17 protein-coding genes are annotated in these 15,295 nt (G+C 71.2%); 10 read left to right on the forward strand and 7 right to left on the reverse strand.

What is annotated here, in order from left to right:
• The first annotated feature begins 55 nt into the window (after nucleotides 1-55).
• The 7 genes from hemQ (at nucleotide 56) to AC6CH0_RS05750 (ending at nucleotide 6,888) form a co-directional block, all read left to right on the forward strand.
• A complete protein-coding gene (gene hemQ / locus AC6CH0_RS05720) occupies nucleotides 56-793 on the forward strand; it encodes a hydrogen peroxide-dependent heme synthase (RefSeq protein ID WP_498098826.1) in 738 nt (245 codons plus the stop codon).
• A complete protein-coding gene (locus AC6CH0_RS05725) occupies nucleotides 793-2,013 on the forward strand; it encodes a ferrochelatase (protein WP_498098827.1) in 1,221 nt (406 codons plus the stop codon). The genes hemQ and AC6CH0_RS05725 overlap by 1 nt, the downstream gene beginning before the upstream one ends.
• Nucleotides 2,010-2,972: a hydroxymethylbilane synthase gene (gene hemC / locus AC6CH0_RS05730; RefSeq protein ID WP_498098828.1), complete on the forward strand. Its 963-nt coding sequence runs from the start codon at nucleotides 2,010-2,012 to the stop codon at nucleotides 2,970-2,972. Before AC6CH0_RS05725 ends, hemC begins: the two co-directional genes overlap by 4 nt.
• 14 nt (nucleotides 2,973-2,986) lie before the next feature.
• Nucleotides 2,987-3,781, forward strand: coding sequence for a uroporphyrinogen-III synthase (locus AC6CH0_RS05735; protein ID WP_498101052.1), 795 nt, complete (start codon nucleotides 2,987-2,989; stop codon nucleotides 3,779-3,781).
• A 182-nt stretch (nucleotides 3,782-3,963) separates the two neighbouring features.
• On the forward strand, nucleotides 3,964-4,962 hold the full coding sequence (gene hemB, locus AC6CH0_RS05740) for a porphobilinogen synthase (RefSeq protein ID WP_498098829.1): 999 nt from the start codon (nucleotides 3,964-3,966) through the stop codon (nucleotides 4,960-4,962).
• Nucleotides 4,959-6,281 (forward strand): glutamate-1-semialdehyde 2,1-aminomutase, encoded by a 1,323-nt coding sequence (hemL, locus tag AC6CH0_RS05745; RefSeq protein WP_498098830.1) that lies wholly within the window; start codon nucleotides 4,959-4,961, stop codon nucleotides 6,279-6,281. The genes hemB and hemL overlap by 4 nt, the downstream gene beginning before the upstream one ends.
• A gap of 223 nt (nucleotides 6,282-6,504) precedes the next feature.
• Nucleotides 6,505-6,888, forward strand: a complete 384-nt coding sequence (locus AC6CH0_RS05750; protein WP_498098831.1) for a hypothetical protein — start codon at nucleotides 6,505-6,507, stop codon at nucleotides 6,886-6,888.
• A gap of 7 nt (nucleotides 6,889-6,895) precedes the next feature.
• Here AC6CH0_RS05750 and AC6CH0_RS05755 read toward each other — a convergent pair whose 3' ends face one another.
• Complete coding sequence (locus AC6CH0_RS05755) at nucleotides 6,896-7,276, reverse strand: DUF1304 domain-containing protein (RefSeq protein WP_498098832.1); 381 nt, start codon at nucleotides 7,274-7,276, stop codon at nucleotides 6,896-6,898.
• 41 nt (nucleotides 7,277-7,317) lie between these two features.
• On the reverse strand, nucleotides 7,318-7,968 hold the full coding sequence (locus tag AC6CH0_RS05760) for an FMN-dependent NADH-azoreductase (RefSeq protein WP_498098833.1): 651 nt from the start codon (nucleotides 7,966-7,968) through the stop codon (nucleotides 7,318-7,320).
• A 182-nt stretch (nucleotides 7,969-8,150) separates the two neighbouring features.
• On the opposite strand from AC6CH0_RS05760, the gene AC6CH0_RS05765 reads away from it, so the two are divergent.
• On the forward strand, nucleotides 8,151-8,540 hold the full coding sequence (locus tag AC6CH0_RS05765; protein WP_498098835.1) for a winged helix-turn-helix transcriptional regulator: 390 nt from the start codon (nucleotides 8,151-8,153) through the stop codon (nucleotides 8,538-8,540).
• Nucleotides 8,541-8,557: 17 nt separating this feature from the next.
• Here AC6CH0_RS05765 and AC6CH0_RS05770 read toward each other — a convergent pair whose 3' ends face one another.
• The 5 genes from AC6CH0_RS05770 to AC6CH0_RS05790 all read right to left on the reverse strand — a co-directional run bounded on the left by AC6CH0_RS05770 (nucleotide 8,558) and on the right by AC6CH0_RS05790 (nucleotide 13,605).
• Nucleotides 8,558-9,688, reverse strand: a complete 1,131-nt coding sequence (locus AC6CH0_RS05770; protein WP_498098836.1) for a winged helix DNA-binding domain-containing protein — start codon at nucleotides 9,686-9,688, stop codon at nucleotides 8,558-8,560.
• Nucleotides 9,689-9,691: 3 nt separating this feature from the next.
• On the reverse strand, nucleotides 9,692-10,522 hold the full coding sequence (locus AC6CH0_RS05775) for an ABC transporter permease (protein ID WP_498098837.1): 831 nt from the start codon (nucleotides 10,520-10,522) through the stop codon (nucleotides 9,692-9,694).
• Nucleotides 10,519-11,421, reverse strand: coding sequence for an ATP-binding cassette domain-containing protein (locus tag AC6CH0_RS05780; protein WP_498098839.1), 903 nt, complete (start codon nucleotides 11,419-11,421; stop codon nucleotides 10,519-10,521). The genes AC6CH0_RS05775 and AC6CH0_RS05780 overlap by 4 nt, the downstream gene beginning before the upstream one ends.
• A gap of 139 nt (nucleotides 11,422-11,560) precedes the next feature.
• Nucleotides 11,561-12,334, reverse strand: a complete 774-nt coding sequence (locus tag AC6CH0_RS05785) for an isocitrate lyase/PEP mutase family protein (RefSeq protein ID WP_498098841.1) — start codon at nucleotides 12,332-12,334, stop codon at nucleotides 11,561-11,563.
• Nucleotides 12,335-12,396: 62 nt separating this feature from the next.
• On the reverse strand, nucleotides 12,397-13,605 hold the full coding sequence (locus AC6CH0_RS05790; protein WP_498098842.1) for a cysteine desulfurase-like protein: 1,209 nt from the start codon (nucleotides 13,603-13,605) through the stop codon (nucleotides 12,397-12,399).
• A 69-nt stretch (nucleotides 13,606-13,674) separates the two neighbouring features.
• Between AC6CH0_RS05790 and AC6CH0_RS05795 the strand changes: the two genes are divergently transcribed.
• Together AC6CH0_RS05795 and AC6CH0_RS05800 are read left to right on the forward strand one after the other, a co-directional pair.
• The gene (locus AC6CH0_RS05795; RefSeq protein WP_498098843.1) at nucleotides 13,675-14,625 is read left to right on the forward strand and encodes an LssY C-terminal domain-containing protein; all 951 of its coding nucleotides are present in this window, start codon (nucleotides 13,675-13,677) and stop codon (nucleotides 14,623-14,625) included.
• Nucleotides 14,622-15,143: a hypothetical protein gene (locus tag AC6CH0_RS05800; RefSeq protein ID WP_498098845.1), complete on the forward strand. Its 522-nt coding sequence runs from the start codon at nucleotides 14,622-14,624 to the stop codon at nucleotides 15,141-15,143. Before AC6CH0_RS05795 ends, AC6CH0_RS05800 begins: the two co-directional genes overlap by 4 nt.
• Nucleotides 15,144-15,295 lie beyond the last annotated feature (152 nt).

Raw genomic sequence — 15,295 nt, forward strand, 5'->3', positions numbered from 1 at the left:
ACCCGACCGCATGACTTCTTTTGGCCGTTCACGCGGAAAGGGGGAGACTGGAGGCATGTCTTCCCCCGCTGCCGAAGCGGCAGCCGACGCGCTCCGTCCCGATTCCGAAGCCGGCGAGTCTCCCGAGGGGTTCACGGTGTTCGCCGTGCTCCGCCGGGACCCGGCGAGGCCCGACGACTACGACGGTCACGATGTGCGCCGAATCGTCGACGAGCTCGACGGCGTCATCTCGCTCGTCGAGAACGAGGACATCACCCTGCGCGGCATCTACGACGTCTCGGGCCTCCGCGCCGACGCCGACGTCATGCTGTGGCTGCACGGCCCGAACGCCGAGGGACTGCAGTGGGCGCTCCGGGAGCTGCGCCGCGCCCGCATCCTGAAGTACCTGCTGCCGACCTGGAACGCCATGGGCGTGCACCGCGACGCCGAGTTCAACAAGCGGCACGTCCCGGGCTTCCTGCGCGGCATCGAGCCGAAGTCCTGGCTCACGGTCTACCCCTTCGTGCGCAGCTACGAGTGGTACCTGCTGCCCGAAGACGAGCGCAGCCGCATGCTCGCCGATCACGGGCGCAAGGGCGCCGCGTTCCGCGGTGCGATCGCCAACACCGTCAGCGCGTTCGCCCTCGGCGACTACGAGTGGCTGCTGCCCATCGAGTCCGACGACCTCACCGAGCTCGTCGACCTGATGCGCGACCTTCGCAACACCGACGCCCGCCGCCACGTGCGTGAAGAGGTGCCGTTCTACACGGGCCGTCGCATCACCACGGCCGAGCTCGTGGAGGTGCTGCAGTAATGGCCGCGGTCAATCTCGGCCGCAAACCGGCCCCCGCGGCATCCGCCCCCTGTGCAGCCGGCGCGATCGTGCCCGGAGCGACTCCCGCGGCGCAGCCCGGCCCGGAGCACGTCACCGAGCCCGTCGCCTACGACGCGATCCTGCTCGCCGGCTTCGGCGGGCCCGAGGGACAAGACGACGTCATCCCGTTCCTCCGGAACGTGACGAGCGGTCGCGGCATCCCCGACGAGCGCCTCGAAGAGGTCGCCCACCACTACCGCCACTTCGGCGGCACGAGTCCGATCAACGAGCAGAACCGTCAGTTGAAGGCGGCACTCGAGGCCGAGCTCGCGAGCCGCGGCATCGACCTGCCGGTCTACTGGGGCAACCGAAACTGGGACCCGTACCTCAACGACGCGCTCGCAGAGGCGAAGGCCGCCGGCCACACCAAGCTCATCGCCATCGCCACGAGCGCCTACAGCTCGTACTCGAGCTGCCGCCAGTACCGTGAAGACTTCGCCGACGCGCTCGCCGACACCGGGCTCGGCGACGAGATCCAGATCGACAAGGTGCGGCAGTTCTTCGATCACCCCGGTTTCGTCGCCCCGTTCGTCGAGGGCGTGCGCGACGGGCTCGCGGGCCTCGAGGCGTCCGGCGAACTGAACCGCAGCACCGAGATCGAGGTGCTCTTCGCGACGCACTCGATCCCGTCGACCGATGCCGCGAAGTCGGGGCCCGCCGAACGCGGCTTCGGCGAGGGCGGCGCCTACGCCGCGCAGCACCGTGCGGTCGCCGAGGTCGTCATGGCCAAGGCCGGGGCAGCGGATGTCCCGTGGCAGCTCGTGTACCAATCGCGCAGCGGCCCCCCGTCGATGCCGTGGCTCGAGCCCGACATCAACGACGCCATCGAAGAGCTGCCCGCCGCCGGTCGCAAGGCCGTCGTCATCGTGCCGCTCGGATTCGTGAGCGACCATATGGAGGTGCTCTGGGACCTCGACAACGAGGCGCTCGAGACCGCCGAGCAGCACGGCCTCGCCGCCGTGCGCGTGCCGACGCCCGGCACCCACGCCGCGTACGTCGCCGGCCTCGTCGATCTCGTGCTCGAGCGGGTCGACGGCACGCCCGTCGCCGAGCGTCCGGCAGAGACCGAGCTCGGTCCCTGGTACGACGTCTGTCGCCCCGGCTGCTGCGAGAACGTGCGCCTCGGCTTCCGGCCGGCCCTCGCGGGGATCGCACCGTGAGCGGCGTGAGCGGCGTGATCCGCGTCGGCACCCGGGGCAGTGCGCTCGCCATGGCCCAGACCCGGCAGATCTCCGAGCGCCTCGGCTCCGCCGCGAAGGCCGAGATCGAACTCGTTCCGATCACCACGCAGGGCGACATCTCGCGTGCCTCGCTCGCCACGATCGGCGGCACGGGCGTGTTCGCAGCCGCGCTCCGCGAAGCACTGCTGGCCGACGAATGCGACGTGGTCGTGCACTCGCTGAAAGACCTGCCAACCGCCGAGCACGAGGGCCTGCGCCTCGGCGCCGTGCCGAAACGGGCCGACGCCCGCGATGCGCTCTGCGCGCGCGACGGACTCACGCTGGCCACGCTTCCCGCGGGGGCCCGCGTCGGCACCGGTTCGCCCCGCCGCATCGCGCAGCTCGGCGCCGCCCGGCCCGATGTCGTCGCGGTCGACCTGCGCGGCAATGTCGACACACGACTCGGCAAGGTGGAGTCCGGCGAGCTCGACGCCGTGCTCCTGGCCGCGGCCGGCCTCGGTCGCCTCGGCCGGTCGGATGCCGTGACCGACCTGCTGCCCCTCGCTGACTGGCCGACCGCGCCGGGCCAGGGTGCGCTCGCCATCGAGGTGCGCCGAGCGACGGGTGACCGCTCGCTCGAGCGGGCACTCGAGGCGATCGACCACCCCTTGACCCGTGCGACGGTGCTGGCCGAGCGCCTCGTGCTGGCCGGTCTCGAGGCCGGCTGCTCGGCGCCGATCGGCGCCACGGCGTTCATGGAAGACGAACTTCTGTTCCTGACGGCGACCGTGTACAGTGCCGACGGGGCGCGGCAGCTCGCGAGTTCGCACGCAGCCACCCCCGACAGCCGCAACGCCGCCGACCTGGCGGACGCGGCACGCGATGTCGCCGAACGCGTCGTCGCGGAACTCCTCGGCAACGGCGCCGCCGAACTTGCACCACCTGAGGAGTCGCAGTGAGCGAATTCGAACCGATGACGGGTGCCATCAACCTGCCCGGCTCGGCCGGCAAGCCACTCGCCGGCTGGCGCGTGCTCGTGCCGCGCGGAGGTCCGTGGGGCGACGGCGTCGCCGCCGCGCTGCGCGCGCGGGGCGCATCGCCCGTGATCGCGCCGATGATCAACTTCGCGCCGACCGACGATCAGCCGGCGCTCGAGGCTGCGCTCGCGAAGCTGGCCGCCGGCGGGTTCGACTGGGTCACCCTCACGAGCGCGACGACGGTCGACGTGCTCTCGACCTACGATGCGGTCATTCCTGAGACGACGAAGGTCGCAGCGGTCGGCGAGACCACCGCTGCCGCGCTCGGCGCAGCGGGCTACCACGTCGACATCGTGCCGTCGGAAGACAACTCCGCCCGCGGCCTCCTCGAAGAGTGGGAGGCGGCCACCGAGGGCGCCTCCGGCCTTCGCGTGCTGGCGTTGCGTTCGGCCATCGCGAAGCAGGTGCTCTCGATCGGCCTGGCCCGCGCCGGACATCACGTCGAGGCCGTGGTCGCGTACCGCACCGTCGGCGTGCCGGTCTCGAAGAAGGTCGCCGACGACGTGCGCGCCGGCCGTGTCAACGCCGTGCTCGTGACCTCGGGCAGTGTCGCCGAGCAGGTGCAGCAGCAGCTCGGCCCGATCCCCGAGTCGATCCTCGTCGCCGCCATCGGCCCGCAGACGAAGAAGGACGCCGCCCAGGTGGGCCTTCGCGTCGACGTCGTCGCACGTGACCGTACCGCCGAGTCCCTCATCGACGCGGTCGTCGACGCCGCGACGGCCAACGCCTGATCCGACCTTTCGTCTCGCGCGTTTCAGGCAATAGGCCGCAGATCAGGCAAGATCCCGCGGATTCGTCCTGACCGGCGGCCTATTGCCTGAGCAGCGTGCGGGGATTGCCCGATCGGCGCCGGCACCGGCATCGGCACCGGCCGCCCGGTTCTCGCACAGCGCCCGCGACGTAGGCTGGTCGGGTGAGTTCCACGCCCGTTCCCCGTGTCCGCCCGCGCCGTCTGCGCGAGACCCCGGCGCTGCGCCGGCTCGTCTCCGAGACCCGGCTGCACCCCGCCGACCTCGTGCTGCCGATCTTCGTGCGCGAGGGCGTCTCCGCCCCCGTGCCGATTGGCTCGATGCCGGGCGTCGTGCAGCACTCGCTCGACAGCCTGCCGCAGGCGGTGTCGGATGCCGCGGCCGCGGGCATCGGCGGCGTGATGCTCTTCGGCGTGCCCGAGGTGCGCGACGCCCGCGGATCGGGTGCAACCGACCCCGACGGCATCCTGAACGTCGCCACGAGGGTTGCCGCCGAGGCATCCGCCGGGCGAATCGTGGTGCAGACCGACCTCTGCCTCGACGAGTTCACCGATCACGGCCACTGCGGCGTGCTCGACGAGCACGGCCGCGTCGACAACGACGCGAGCCTCGAGCGGTACACCGCCATGGCGCTCGAGCAGGCCCGCGCCGGTTCAGAGGTGCTCGGGCTCTCGGGCATGATGGACGGCCAGGTCGCCGCCGTGCGCGAGGCCCTCGACGACGGCGGGCACCAGCACACCGCGATCCTCGCCTACTCGGCGAAGTACGCGAGTGCGTTCTACGGTCCCTTCCGCGAGGCCGTCGAGTCGACGCTCGAGGGCGATCGACGTTCGTACCAGCTCGACCCGGGCAATCGACGCGAGGGCCTGCGCGAGGCGATGATCGACATCGACGAGGGCGCCGACATCGTCATGGTGAAGCCGGCCGGCAGCTACCTCGACGTGCTCGCCGACGTCGCCGCGGCATCCGAGGTGCCCGTCTGGGCCTATCAGGTCTCGGGCGAGTACGCGATGATCGAGGCCGCCGCCGCGCACGGCTGGATCGATCGCAAGCGTGCCGTCGTCGAATCGGTGCGGGGCATCCGCCGCGCCGGCGCCGACGCCGTGCTCACCTACTGGGCCGTCGAGCTCGCGCACTGGATCACGAACGGAGACACGGAGTGAGCAACCCGACGAACGACGAGCTCTTCGCCCGCGCGCAGGCGGCCATTCCGGGCGGCGTGAACTCGCCGGTCCGGGCGTTCCGCTCGGTCGGAGGCACGCCGCGATTCCTCGTCTCGGCGAAGGGACCCTACGTCACCGACGCCGAAGGTCGCGAATACGTGGACCTCGTGGCCGGCTGGGGCCCGGCCATCCTCGGCCACGCGGATCCGCGGGTCGTCGAGGCCGTGACGGATGCCGCGGCGCGCGGCCTCTCGTTCGGTGCGTCGACGCCCGCCGAGACCGAGCTCGCCGAGCTCGTCGAACAGCGCGTCGGGCCGGTCGAGAAGCTCCGCCTCGTCTCGACGGGCACGGAGGCGACGATGAGCGCCATCCGGTTGGCTCGTGGATTCACCGGACGCGACCTGCTCGTGAAGTTCGCCGGCCACTACCACGGCCACTCCGACGGGCTGCTCGCCGAGGCCGGGTCGGGCCTCGCGACGTTCGCGCTGCCGGGGTCGGCAGGCGTTCCCGCCGGTATCGCCGCCCTCACCCTCGTGGTGCCCTACAACGACCTCGATGCGCTGCGCGCGGTGTTCGCCGAACACGGCGACCGCATCGCCGCCGTCATCACCGAAGCCGCCGCGGCGAACATGGGCGTCGTGCCGCCGATGCCGGGCTTCAACCGCGCCGTCGTCGAGCTCGCGCACGCCCACGGTGCGCTCGTCATCTCCGACGAGGTGCTCACCGGCTTCCGCGTTTCGGCCGCCGGCTGGTGGGGCCTCGAAGCCGGCGACGAGAGCGCCTGCACGCCCGACCTCATGACGTTCGGCAAGGTCATCGGGGGCGGCATGCCGGTCGCCGCGCTCGGCGGTCGCGCCGACATCATGGACGAGCTGGCCCCGCTCGGCCCGGTCTACCAGGCGGGCACGCTCTCGGGAAACCCCGTCGCCGTCGCCGCGGGCGTCGCGACGCTTCGGGCAGCGGATGCCTCGGTGTACGCGAAGCTCGACGCCACGGCGGAGACGATCAGCGACGCGGTCTCCGCCGCGCTCGACGCGGAGGGTGTCGCACATCGGGTGCAGCGGGCCGGTAACCTCTTCAGCTTCGTGTTCGGTGCTGAGGCCGCGGCGGGAGAAGTGCGCGACTACGCGACCGTGCAACGACAGGAGTCGTGGCGGTACGCCCCGTTCTTCCACGCGATGCTCGACGCCGGGGTCTCGCTGCCGCCGAGCGTGTTCGAGGCCTGGTTCGTCACCGCGGCGCACGACGACGCCGCGATCGTGCGGGTCATCGACGCGCTGCCCGCCGCTGCGCGCGCCGCGGCCTCCGCTCGTCCGTGAGGTCGCCGGTCGGGTCGGGAGCGCCTCGCGTTTCGCCGGTCGGGTAGGGAGCGCAGCGAGCGTTTCGAGGCCTGAGGGTCTCGATACGCTCCCTCCTTCGTCGGGAGCTACTCGACCGGCGGGCCACTCCGTCGTCGGGAGCCCCTCTCCCGACGACGAAACCGTTATTCGTTTGTGGGGAGTCGACACGCCTCGAAACGCGTGACTCGGGCAGGATGGAAGCATGGCGAAGCTCCGCGTGCACACCGACCGGATCGAGGTTCACCTCACCACGGCCGAGAAGTCGCTCGCGCTCCGTGCCGACGACCTCGTGGTGCAGCGCGACGACATCCGCTCGGCGACGATCACCGACGACCCGTGGATCTGGATCCGAGGCATCCGTCGCCGGGGCACCGAGATCCCACTCGTCGTGGCCGTCGGCGTCTGGAAGTACCACGGCGGCACCGACTTCGTGATCGTCAAGGGCAAGCGCCCCGCGGTCGTGCTCGAGCTCGCCGCAGGCGAGTTCACCCGCATCATCCTGAGCACGAACCACGCCGGTGAACTCATCGATCGGCTGAAGATCACGGCCGCGCCCGACGCGCCCGACGCGCCCGACGCCGACTGACCGAGGCTCAGGCGAAGGCGAACAGCACGAAGCCGATGAGCGGCAGCGTGCCCTGCACGAGCGCAGGCTTCAGGTACCCGCGACCGGTCGTGGTCAGCACAGCGGCAGCCAGGAACATGCAAGCGGCCGTGAAGAGCACGAGCGTCTTGCCCGCCGGCATCGCGCCGGCCCAGTAGAGCACGAGGCCGAGCGCCGCGCCGATGCCGAGGAAGAGGTTGTAGAAGCCCTGGTTGTAGGCCATCGGCTTCGTCACGTCTGCCGCGGCCTGGTCGGCGACGCCGAAGCGCTTCCACGTCGAGGGTTTCGTCCACCAGACGCTCTCCATCAGGAAGATGTAGCCGTGCAGCAGCGCGGCGAGGGCGATGAAGACGCTTCCGATGACGGCCATGCCGTGATCGTAGCGGGTCATCGCCCCCGCGATCGCTCAGCTCACGCCGCGAAGCGCTCGGCCGCCGCGAACCGCCCCGCCACTTCGAGCGTGGCCGCGAGCGCCGCTCGCCGAGAACCCTCCACGTCGGCGTTCACGACGGTCGGCGCGAAGTGCACCTCCTCGACGTCGGTGACGCCGATGAAGGCGAGCCAGTCGCGGAAGAACGTGGTCGTGAAGTCGGAGCCGAACGCCGGCGGCAGCCATTCGGCGTACACCCCGCTCGTGTAGACCACGAAGGCCCGCTTGCCCTGCAGCAGGCCGCGGTACCCGGTCTCGGGGTCGAACGCGAACGCCCAGCCCGGCTGCGTGATCACGTCGACGAGCTGCTTCAGCGCATACGGCACCCCGGCGTTCCAGAACGGCACGTTGAAGACGAGGGTGTCGGCGGCGTCGAACCGGTCGAACACGGCTCGCGCGTCGCGCCAGGCATCCTGTTGTTCAGCGGTCTGCTCCTGCCCGCCGAAGACGGCCATCTTCGCTCCGGCCGCCACGGTGCCGAACTCGGGAAGCGAGCCGTCGAAGACGTCGAGCCGTTCGACAGTCAGCTCACGGTCGGCGGCTCGGAGCTCGTCGACGAAGCGCGTCGCCAGCTCGAGGGAGCGGCTGGCGTCGCCCCTGGCGGAGGCGTTGACGTGCAGCAGGTTGGTCATCTGGATTCCTTCGGTCGAGCGGGATGGTGTCGACTGCGCTGCGCTCACCGGGAATGGATCACGCCCCGCAGCGGTTTCGATCGTCACATCGCCGTGCGCGTCCCACCAGCAGGCACTTCACAGTGCCGTGGGATGCCGGAGGTGCCCCGACCATTCATCCGCCGACGGAATCCGGAGACCCCGTGACGCTCACCGCCGACCAGCAGCGCGCCGCCGCGAAAGACGCCTACGCGTCATACCTCGCCACCTGCCCGTCGCGCCAAGTGCTCGACATCCTCGGTGCGAAGTGGGTGACGCTCGTGCTGCTGCCGCTGTCCGAGGGGCCGCAGCGGCACTCGCAACTCCGCGCCCGCATCGCCGGCGCGAGCCAGAAGATGCTGACGGAGACGCTCCGGCTGCTCGAACGCGACGGCCTCGTGACGCGCGAGGTGAAACAGGTCTTCCCGGCCCATGTCGAGTACTCGCTCACCACCCTCGGCGAGAGCCTGATGCCGATCGTGTGGCATATGAAGGACTGGGCCGAGGCGAACATGGCCGAGGTCGAGGCGAACCGGCGCGCTGCCGGAGCCTGACGGCTCGCACGGCGTACTCAGCCGGAGAGGCTCGTGCCGTCGGGGTGCTCGCGTACGAGCTCGACCGGCAGGCCGAAGAATCGCCCGACCGCGGCGACGGACGCTGCGAGCGCCGCTTCCTCGCCAGGCGAGAACGTCCGCCATGGCACGATGCGAACGACGACGCGCTTCGGGTGGACCACGGGTGCCCAGCGGCCGGCCATGATCCCGTCGATCATCAGCGCGTGCAGCGAGGTCTCGGCGTGCACCGACTCGACGCCGTCTGGCAGCAGGAAGGCGCGGGGCGCGGCGTAGCCCATGATGTACTCGTCGTACGCCTGCAGCAGGTCGACGGCGTTCGCGTCGGGTGCCGCCGGGCTCGGCTCGGGCGAGGCGGATCCGTCGAGCCAGTGCTTCGTTCCGTCGACCTCCGCCGTCGTGATCGCGCCGTCGCTTCGATCCGTCGCCGCGGCGAACGCCAGGCGGGCGTCGCCGAGCGTGAAGCCCGACCACACGGCGAAATCACGTTCCGTCACCGGGCCGCGTGAGGCGATGAACCGGCCTGCGAGTTCTGCGAGTGCGTCGTCACGGGCCTTCGGCGCCGACGTCGGCACGCGCTCGTCGAAGGCCGCATACGTGCGCTGCTTGCCGGAGTTGGCACCGCTGATCGCGACCCGCTCGAGTTCGGCGAGCATCATGAGGTACGTGAATGCGAGCCCGGCCGAGGGCATCCCCTCGGCGTCGAGTGCGGCGACGAGGTCGGCTCGGGTGCGGTGCCCGCCCGCGAGCGAGGCGGCGACGACGTCGAGACCGCGCGCTGCAGCCTCACCCGTCAGCCCGGTCTTGCGGTAGTACGTGCCGTTCTGCTGGTGCACGCGCTCGGCCGAGAGCTCCATGATCCACCGGGCGTCGGCCGGGTGCAGGAAGTGCCACGTCGGTCGCAGCACGTGCGTGCGGAGGATCTCACCGGCGTCGAGCGAGGCTGTGACGGATGCGGCATCCGGCCGGCGCTCGGGAACCACTCGCGCGGCGAGGCCCCATTGCGCGGGCACGAACTCCTGCGCCTGCACGGCGACGAACCGGCGCACGACCTCGGGCGCCGACGCGTCGACCGGCTCGCGCAGGCCCTGCACCCGAAGCCGACGACGACGAAGCTCGGAACGATGCACTCCCTACGTCACGTCCCTCCGCCAGGTGGTCGCCCCGCCGATGACGGTGGCGACCACGGCGATGCCGGCGAGCACCAGCCCGCCCTGCCACCACTCCAGCGAGTTGCTCGAACCGAGCGAGGCGATGTTGTAGAAGGATGCGCCGACGAGCGCGTCGCTCGCGGCGCCCGGCAGGAATCGCCCGATCGACGCCGTGATGTCACTGAGCGAGGCGACGAGTCGGAGGATCGGTTCGACGAACTGCGTGAAGGCGATCACGATGACGATCGCGGCGACCTGGTTGGTGACGAGCACGCCGAGCCCCACGCCGATCGCGCCCCAGAGTGCCATGGCGAGCACGCCGCGGCCGACGAGGGCCCACGTGTCGCTCGAGTCGAGCCCCGTATCGAGCCCGAACGCGGCGAGCGCCGCAGAGCCCGCGCCGACCGAGACCGCGAAGGCGATGACGCCGAGGCCCGCGCCGATCACGAGCTGCGAGATGAACTTCGCCGAGAGCACGACGTTGCGGTGCGGTTCGGCGAGGAACGTCGGCGTGAGCGTCTGGTGCCGGAACTCGCCGGTGACGGCGAGCGCTCCGAGCAGCACCGGGAACACGTAGCCGATCGACGATGCGAAGCTGTAGACCAGCGGGGCGAGATCCATGCCGGCGGGCAGCGGTGTCGTGCCGCCCGAGGACGCCGCGGCATCCGGATTCTCGGTGGCCCACCCCAAGAACGCGCCGAACCCGCCCGACATGGAGGCGACGTAGGCGGCGAGGAGGATAGCGAGGAGCCACCAGATCCGGGTCGTGAAGACCTTCTGGAACTCGGCGCCGATGGCGCGTACGAGATTCACGACGCCTCGCCTTCGCCGCCGACGAGGGAGAGGAAGGACTCTTCGAGACCCGATTTCAATCGATGCAGGGCCGCGAGTTCGACCCCGCCGACGAACGCGGCATGGCCGACGCGTGCAGGATCGGGCTCATCGACGATGAAGCCGCTGCGCCCCTCGGTGAACTCGAGGCCGGCGGCCGAGAGCGCTGCGGCGAGCGCCGCACGGTCGGGTGAGTCGGCGATCGTGCGGGGCGCGGAGTCGAGTTCGAGGCTCGCGAGGGTGCCGCTCTTCATGAGCCGGCCCTTCGCGATGATCACGACCTCGTCGACGCTCTGCTGCACTTCGCTGAGCAGGTGCGAGGAGACGAGCACCGTGCGACCCTCGTGGGCGAGGGTCTGCAGGAACCCGCGGATCCACTTGATGCCCTCGGGGTCGAGCCCGTTGATCGGCTCGTCGAGCACGAACACACCGGGGTCGCCGAGCAGGGTGTAGGCGAGGGCGAGGCGCTGGCGCATGCCGAGCGAGTAGCCGCCGACCCTCCGGTCGGCGTACGCGGCCATGCCGACCTGCTCGAGCACTGCCGACACTCGCGTCGTCGGCAGGCCGGCGGCGGTCGCGTACACCTTCAGGTGGTTGCGTGCCGTTCGGCCCGGATGGAAGCTCGCATCGAGGGCCGCACCGACCGTCTCGAGGGGCCGGGGCAGCGCCGAGTACGGCGTGCCGCCGAACGTCGCCGTGCCGGCGCTCGCGCGCTCGAGCCCGAGCAGCACCCGCAGGGTCGTCGTCTTGCCCGCACCGTTCGGGCCGAGGAATCCGGTGACTTTGCCGGGTTGCACGGTGAAGCTCAGGTCGTCGACCGCGGTCACCGGGCCGAAGTGCTTGCTGAGCCCAGTGATCTCGATGGGAATACCGCTCGCCATGCGTGCTCCTCACGTGGGGGCGAGCTCGATCGCTCAGGTCGCGCCCCCGCCCGACCGGGCGGCTGGGCCGCCTCACCGATCACCCTAGCGAGCAAGCCGGTTGCGGGGCATCCGCCTCGTGGGGGATTCGCAGAACGCGTCAGTTCAATGCGCGGATGCCGTGCGGCGGCACGCCGCCGGAGTAGAGCACCGTCGCGGCATCCTGCAGGGCGCCGAGCGCGATGCGCTGCGTGTACGGGCCGTACGAGATGCGCGCCACGCCGAGCTCTTCGAGACGGGCGGGTGCGGGCACGTCGGGCAGGCCGATGACGCTCACGCGATGGCGGCCGATGCCGGCCGTGAGCTCTTCGACGACGTCGTCGCCGAAGTTGCCCGGCACGAACACGCACGTCGCGCCGGCGTCGAGGTAGGCGAGTCCGCGTTCGATGGCGTCGGCGACCCAGACGTCGCGCGGCCGTTCCTTGCCGCGGAGCCACGCGTCGGTGCGGGCATTCAGCACGAAGGGCACGCCCTCGGCTGCAGCGGCGGCGACCGCAGCGGCGACCGCCGCGACCGAGTCGGCGAGCGGCGCGAGCTCGTCTTCGAGATTGGCGCCGACGATGCCCTCCCCGATGGCGCGGCGCACGGTCTCGCCAGGGTTGCCGTACCCGGCTTCGAGGTCGGCGCTCACCGGCACGTCGACGGCCCGCGCGATGCGCCCGCACATGTCGAGCATGAGGTCGACGGGGATCTGCTCGCCGTCGGCGTAGCCGAAGCTCGCCGCGATCGAGTGGCTCGCCGTCGCGATGGCTCGCGTCTGCGGCAGGGCGGCGACCGCCTTCGCGCTCACGACGTCCCACACGTTCACCACCTGGAGCAGTTCGGGTGCGGTGTGCAGGCGGCGGAGTTCGGCAGCGGAGTCGGCGAGAGTCATCGTGCCAGCGTACGGCTGCCCGCCGACCACGCTGCGCGCCGGCGCGCGTTCGCCGACGGCTCTCAGCCGATCGCGTCGACGAGCCCCTCCAGCAGGCGGTCGACGTCGTCGTCGTCGGTGTACGGCGCGAGTCCGACCCGGAGACCGCCGGCATCGCCCAGGCCGAGCCGTCGCGACGCCTCGACGGCGTAGAAGTTGCCGCTCGGCGCGAGCACGTGACGCTCGGCGAGCCGCGCAGTGATCTCGGATGCCTCGTGGCCGGTGAAGGTCATCAGCAAGGTCGGCGTCCGTCGCCCGGCGCGCGACCACACCGTGATCTCCGGCAGTTGCGCGAGACGCTCCTCGATGCGGCAGCGAAGCGTCGCCTCGTGCTCGTGCAGTGCCGCGTACGACTCGGCGAGCTTCGCACGGCGCGAGCTCGCGGCATCCGTCGTCCCGGCGAGGCCGGCCAGTGCGTCGACCGCGGCGGTGGCGCCGGCGAGCAGCTCGTAGGGGAGCGTGCCGAACTCGAACCGTTCGGGAACGGCGTTCGTCGACGGTAGGAGCTTGTCGGGCGCGATCGACTCGAGCAGCGCTGGTGCGGCCGCGAGCACGCCCAAGTGCGGGCCGAGGAACTTGTACGGCGAGCACGTGAAGAAATCGGCACCGAGTGCGGCGACATCGGGCAGCTCATGTGCGGTGAAGTGCACGCCGTCGACGTAGACGAGCGCTCCGACCGCATGCGCGGCCGCGGCGATCGCGGAGACGTCGGGCATCGTGCCGATGAGGTTCGACGCGGCCGTGACGGCCACGAGTCGCGTGCGTTCACCGAGCAGCGCGATGACCGCCTCGACGGGCAGCTCGCCCGTCGCCGGGTCGAAGTCCGCCCAGCGCACGGTCGCGCCGGAGCGTTCGGCCGCCTGCACCCACGGTCGCACGTTCGAGTCGTGGTCGAGCCGGGTCACGACGACCTCGTCGCGGGGTCCCCACTCCCTCGAGAGATGCCGCGAGAAGTCGTAGGCGAGCTGCGTGGCGCTGCGACCGTGCACGATGCCGCGCGGATGCCCGTTGACGAGGTCGGCCATCGCGAGCCGGAACCCGTGCACCGCCGCCTCCGCCCGCTCTTCCGAGACTCCGGTCGTGCCGCGGTTCGACAGGGGCCCGGTGAGCACGGATGCCACGGCGTCGCCGACCGACCTCGGTGTCTGCGTGCCTCCTGGCCCGTCGAACTGGGCCCAACCGCTCTCGAGCGACGGAAACTCGGAACGAATGCGCGCGATGTCGTAGGCCATGGCGAGAGCCTAGAACCTTCGCCGGCCGCGCGATGATGCCGGTCGCCTGCCCCTCGCTAGCATTGGGGCATGTCGGAGGTGGGGGCCGGGGCATCCGGCGCGACGACCGAACCGGTGCGAGGGCGCCGGTTCTCGGTGAACGCCGCCCTCGACGGCTTCTTCTTCGTGTTCGCGGGCGTCGCCTCCGTCTGGCTCGCGTGGCTCGTGCTGACCGAGTCGTTCTCGTTCGGCTGGTTCGGCATCCTGTTCTTCCTGCTGTTCTGGCTCGTGCTCGCCTACCTCGTGCTGCCCCGGCTGCACCGCATCCTCACGACGATCTACGTGCCCGACTACTTCATCGGCCGTGCGCGCACGAGCGACGGACTGCTCGGCGACCCGGTGAACCTGGCGTTCGACGGCGATGCGGCGTCGCTGCACGCCGCGATGCGCTCGGCGGGCTGGACCCGGGCCGACGACGTGACGTTGGCGTCGAGCTGGCGCATCGTGACGTCGACGATCACGCGCCGCAGCTACGACGAGGCGCCAGTGAGCCCGCTCTTCCTGTTCGGACGGCAGCAGGACTTCGCCTACCAGCAGGAAGTCGAGGGCAATCCGGCGCGGCGCCATCACGTGCGGTTCTGGCGCACTCCCGACGACTGGCTGCTGCCCGGCGGGCGCCGCGTGGAGTGGCTCGCCGCGGGCACCTTCGACCGGGCGGTGGGCTTCTCACTGTTCACCCTGCAGGTCACGCACAAGATCGACGCCGACATCGACATCGAGCGAGACCACATCGTCGCCACCGTCATCGGGGCGAACCCGGCGGCGCGCGTCGAGGTGCTCGCCGACTTCTCGACGGGCTACCACTCGCGCAACGGCGGTGGTGACACGATCCGCACCGACGGGGACCTGCCGGTCGTCGACGTCGGCGCGGTGCCGATCGCGGCGATCGAGGCAGCGGATGCCGGGGAGCTCACGGATGTCGCGGTGCCGGCGCCTGCCGCGGTGCCGGCGCCCTCGGGGCGGACGGAGGCGGGGCTGTGAGCGTCGACAAGCGCCCGGCCTTCGAGTCGCCGGCCCGTCTCGTGCAGGCGCGACCGGTCGAGCCGACGATGGCGAGGCCCGCGGCGACCGTCTTCGGAGCGGCCCTCGTGGTCTGCCGGGTGCTCGCCGGGGTGGTCTGGCTCATCTCGCTCGCGGTGCAGTGGCGGCGGGTGCTCACCGAAGACCTCGGCATCCCGCTCGAGACCGACGCCGAGGCGGATGCCGGCTCGAACGCCGTGCTCGTGGTCGTGCTCATCATCGGCGGCCTCGTACTCGCCGTCGAGCTCGTGCTCGCGCTCCTGATCTCCCGCGGCAGCAACTGGGCCCGCATCACCGTGATGGTCTTCGCGACGCTGAGCATCACCTGGTCGGCGATCGACTACTTCGGCGCCGACACCGAGATCACGCTCCGCACGACGCTCATCACGCTCGCACTCGACATCCTCGTGCTCCTCGCCCTGTCGAGCCGCAACGCGCGGGCATACGCCAGGCGACCCCGAGTCCGTTCACGGAGCTGACCGGGGGTCTCGATACGCTCGCTGCGCTCGCTCCTCGACCGGCGGGACTGGCGCTCGCTCCTCGACCGGCGGGACTGGCGCTCGCTCCTCGACCGGCGGGACTGGCGCTCGCTCCTCGACCGGCGGGACTGGCGCTCGCTCCTCGACCGGCG

The sequence above is a fragment of the Agromyces sp. GQ35 genome (assembly GCF_059758475.1).

Excerpts from the sequence above, each read along its gene's own strand:
- AC6CH0_RS05795 (WP_498098843.1), top strand. The coding sequence starts at position 13,675 with ATGTCGGAGGTGGGGGCCGGGGCATCCGGCGCGACGACCGAACCGGTG.
- AC6CH0_RS05790 (WP_498098842.1), bottom strand. The coding sequence starts at position 13,605 with ATGGCCTACGACATCGCGCGCATTCGTTCCGAGTTTCCGTCGCTCGAG.
- AC6CH0_RS05750 (WP_498098831.1), top strand. The coding sequence starts at position 6,505 with ATGGCGAAGCTCCGCGTGCACACCGACCGGATCGAGGTTCACCTCACC.
- AC6CH0_RS05725 (WP_498098827.1), top strand. The coding sequence starts at position 793 with ATGGCCGCGGTCAATCTCGGCCGCAAACCGGCCCCCGCGGCATCCGCC.
- AC6CH0_RS05735 (WP_498101052.1), top strand. The coding sequence starts at position 2,987 with ATGACGGGTGCCATCAACCTGCCCGGCTCGGCCGGCAAGCCACTCGCC.
- AC6CH0_RS05785 (WP_498098841.1), bottom strand. The coding sequence starts at position 12,334 with ATGACTCTCGCCGACTCCGCTGCCGAACTCCGCCGCCTGCACACCGCA.
- AC6CH0_RS05755 (WP_498098832.1), bottom strand. The coding sequence starts at position 7,276 with ATGGCCGTCATCGGAAGCGTCTTCATCGCCCTCGCCGCGCTGCTGCAC.
- hemQ (WP_498098826.1), top strand. The coding sequence starts at position 56 with ATGTCTTCCCCCGCTGCCGAAGCGGCAGCCGACGCGCTCCGTCCCGAT.
- AC6CH0_RS05760 (WP_498098833.1), bottom strand. The coding sequence starts at position 7,968 with ATGACCAACCTGCTGCACGTCAACGCCTCCGCCAGGGGCGACGCCAGC.
- AC6CH0_RS05780 (WP_498098839.1), bottom strand. The coding sequence starts at position 11,421 with ATGGCGAGCGGTATTCCCATCGAGATCACTGGGCTCAGCAAGCACTTC.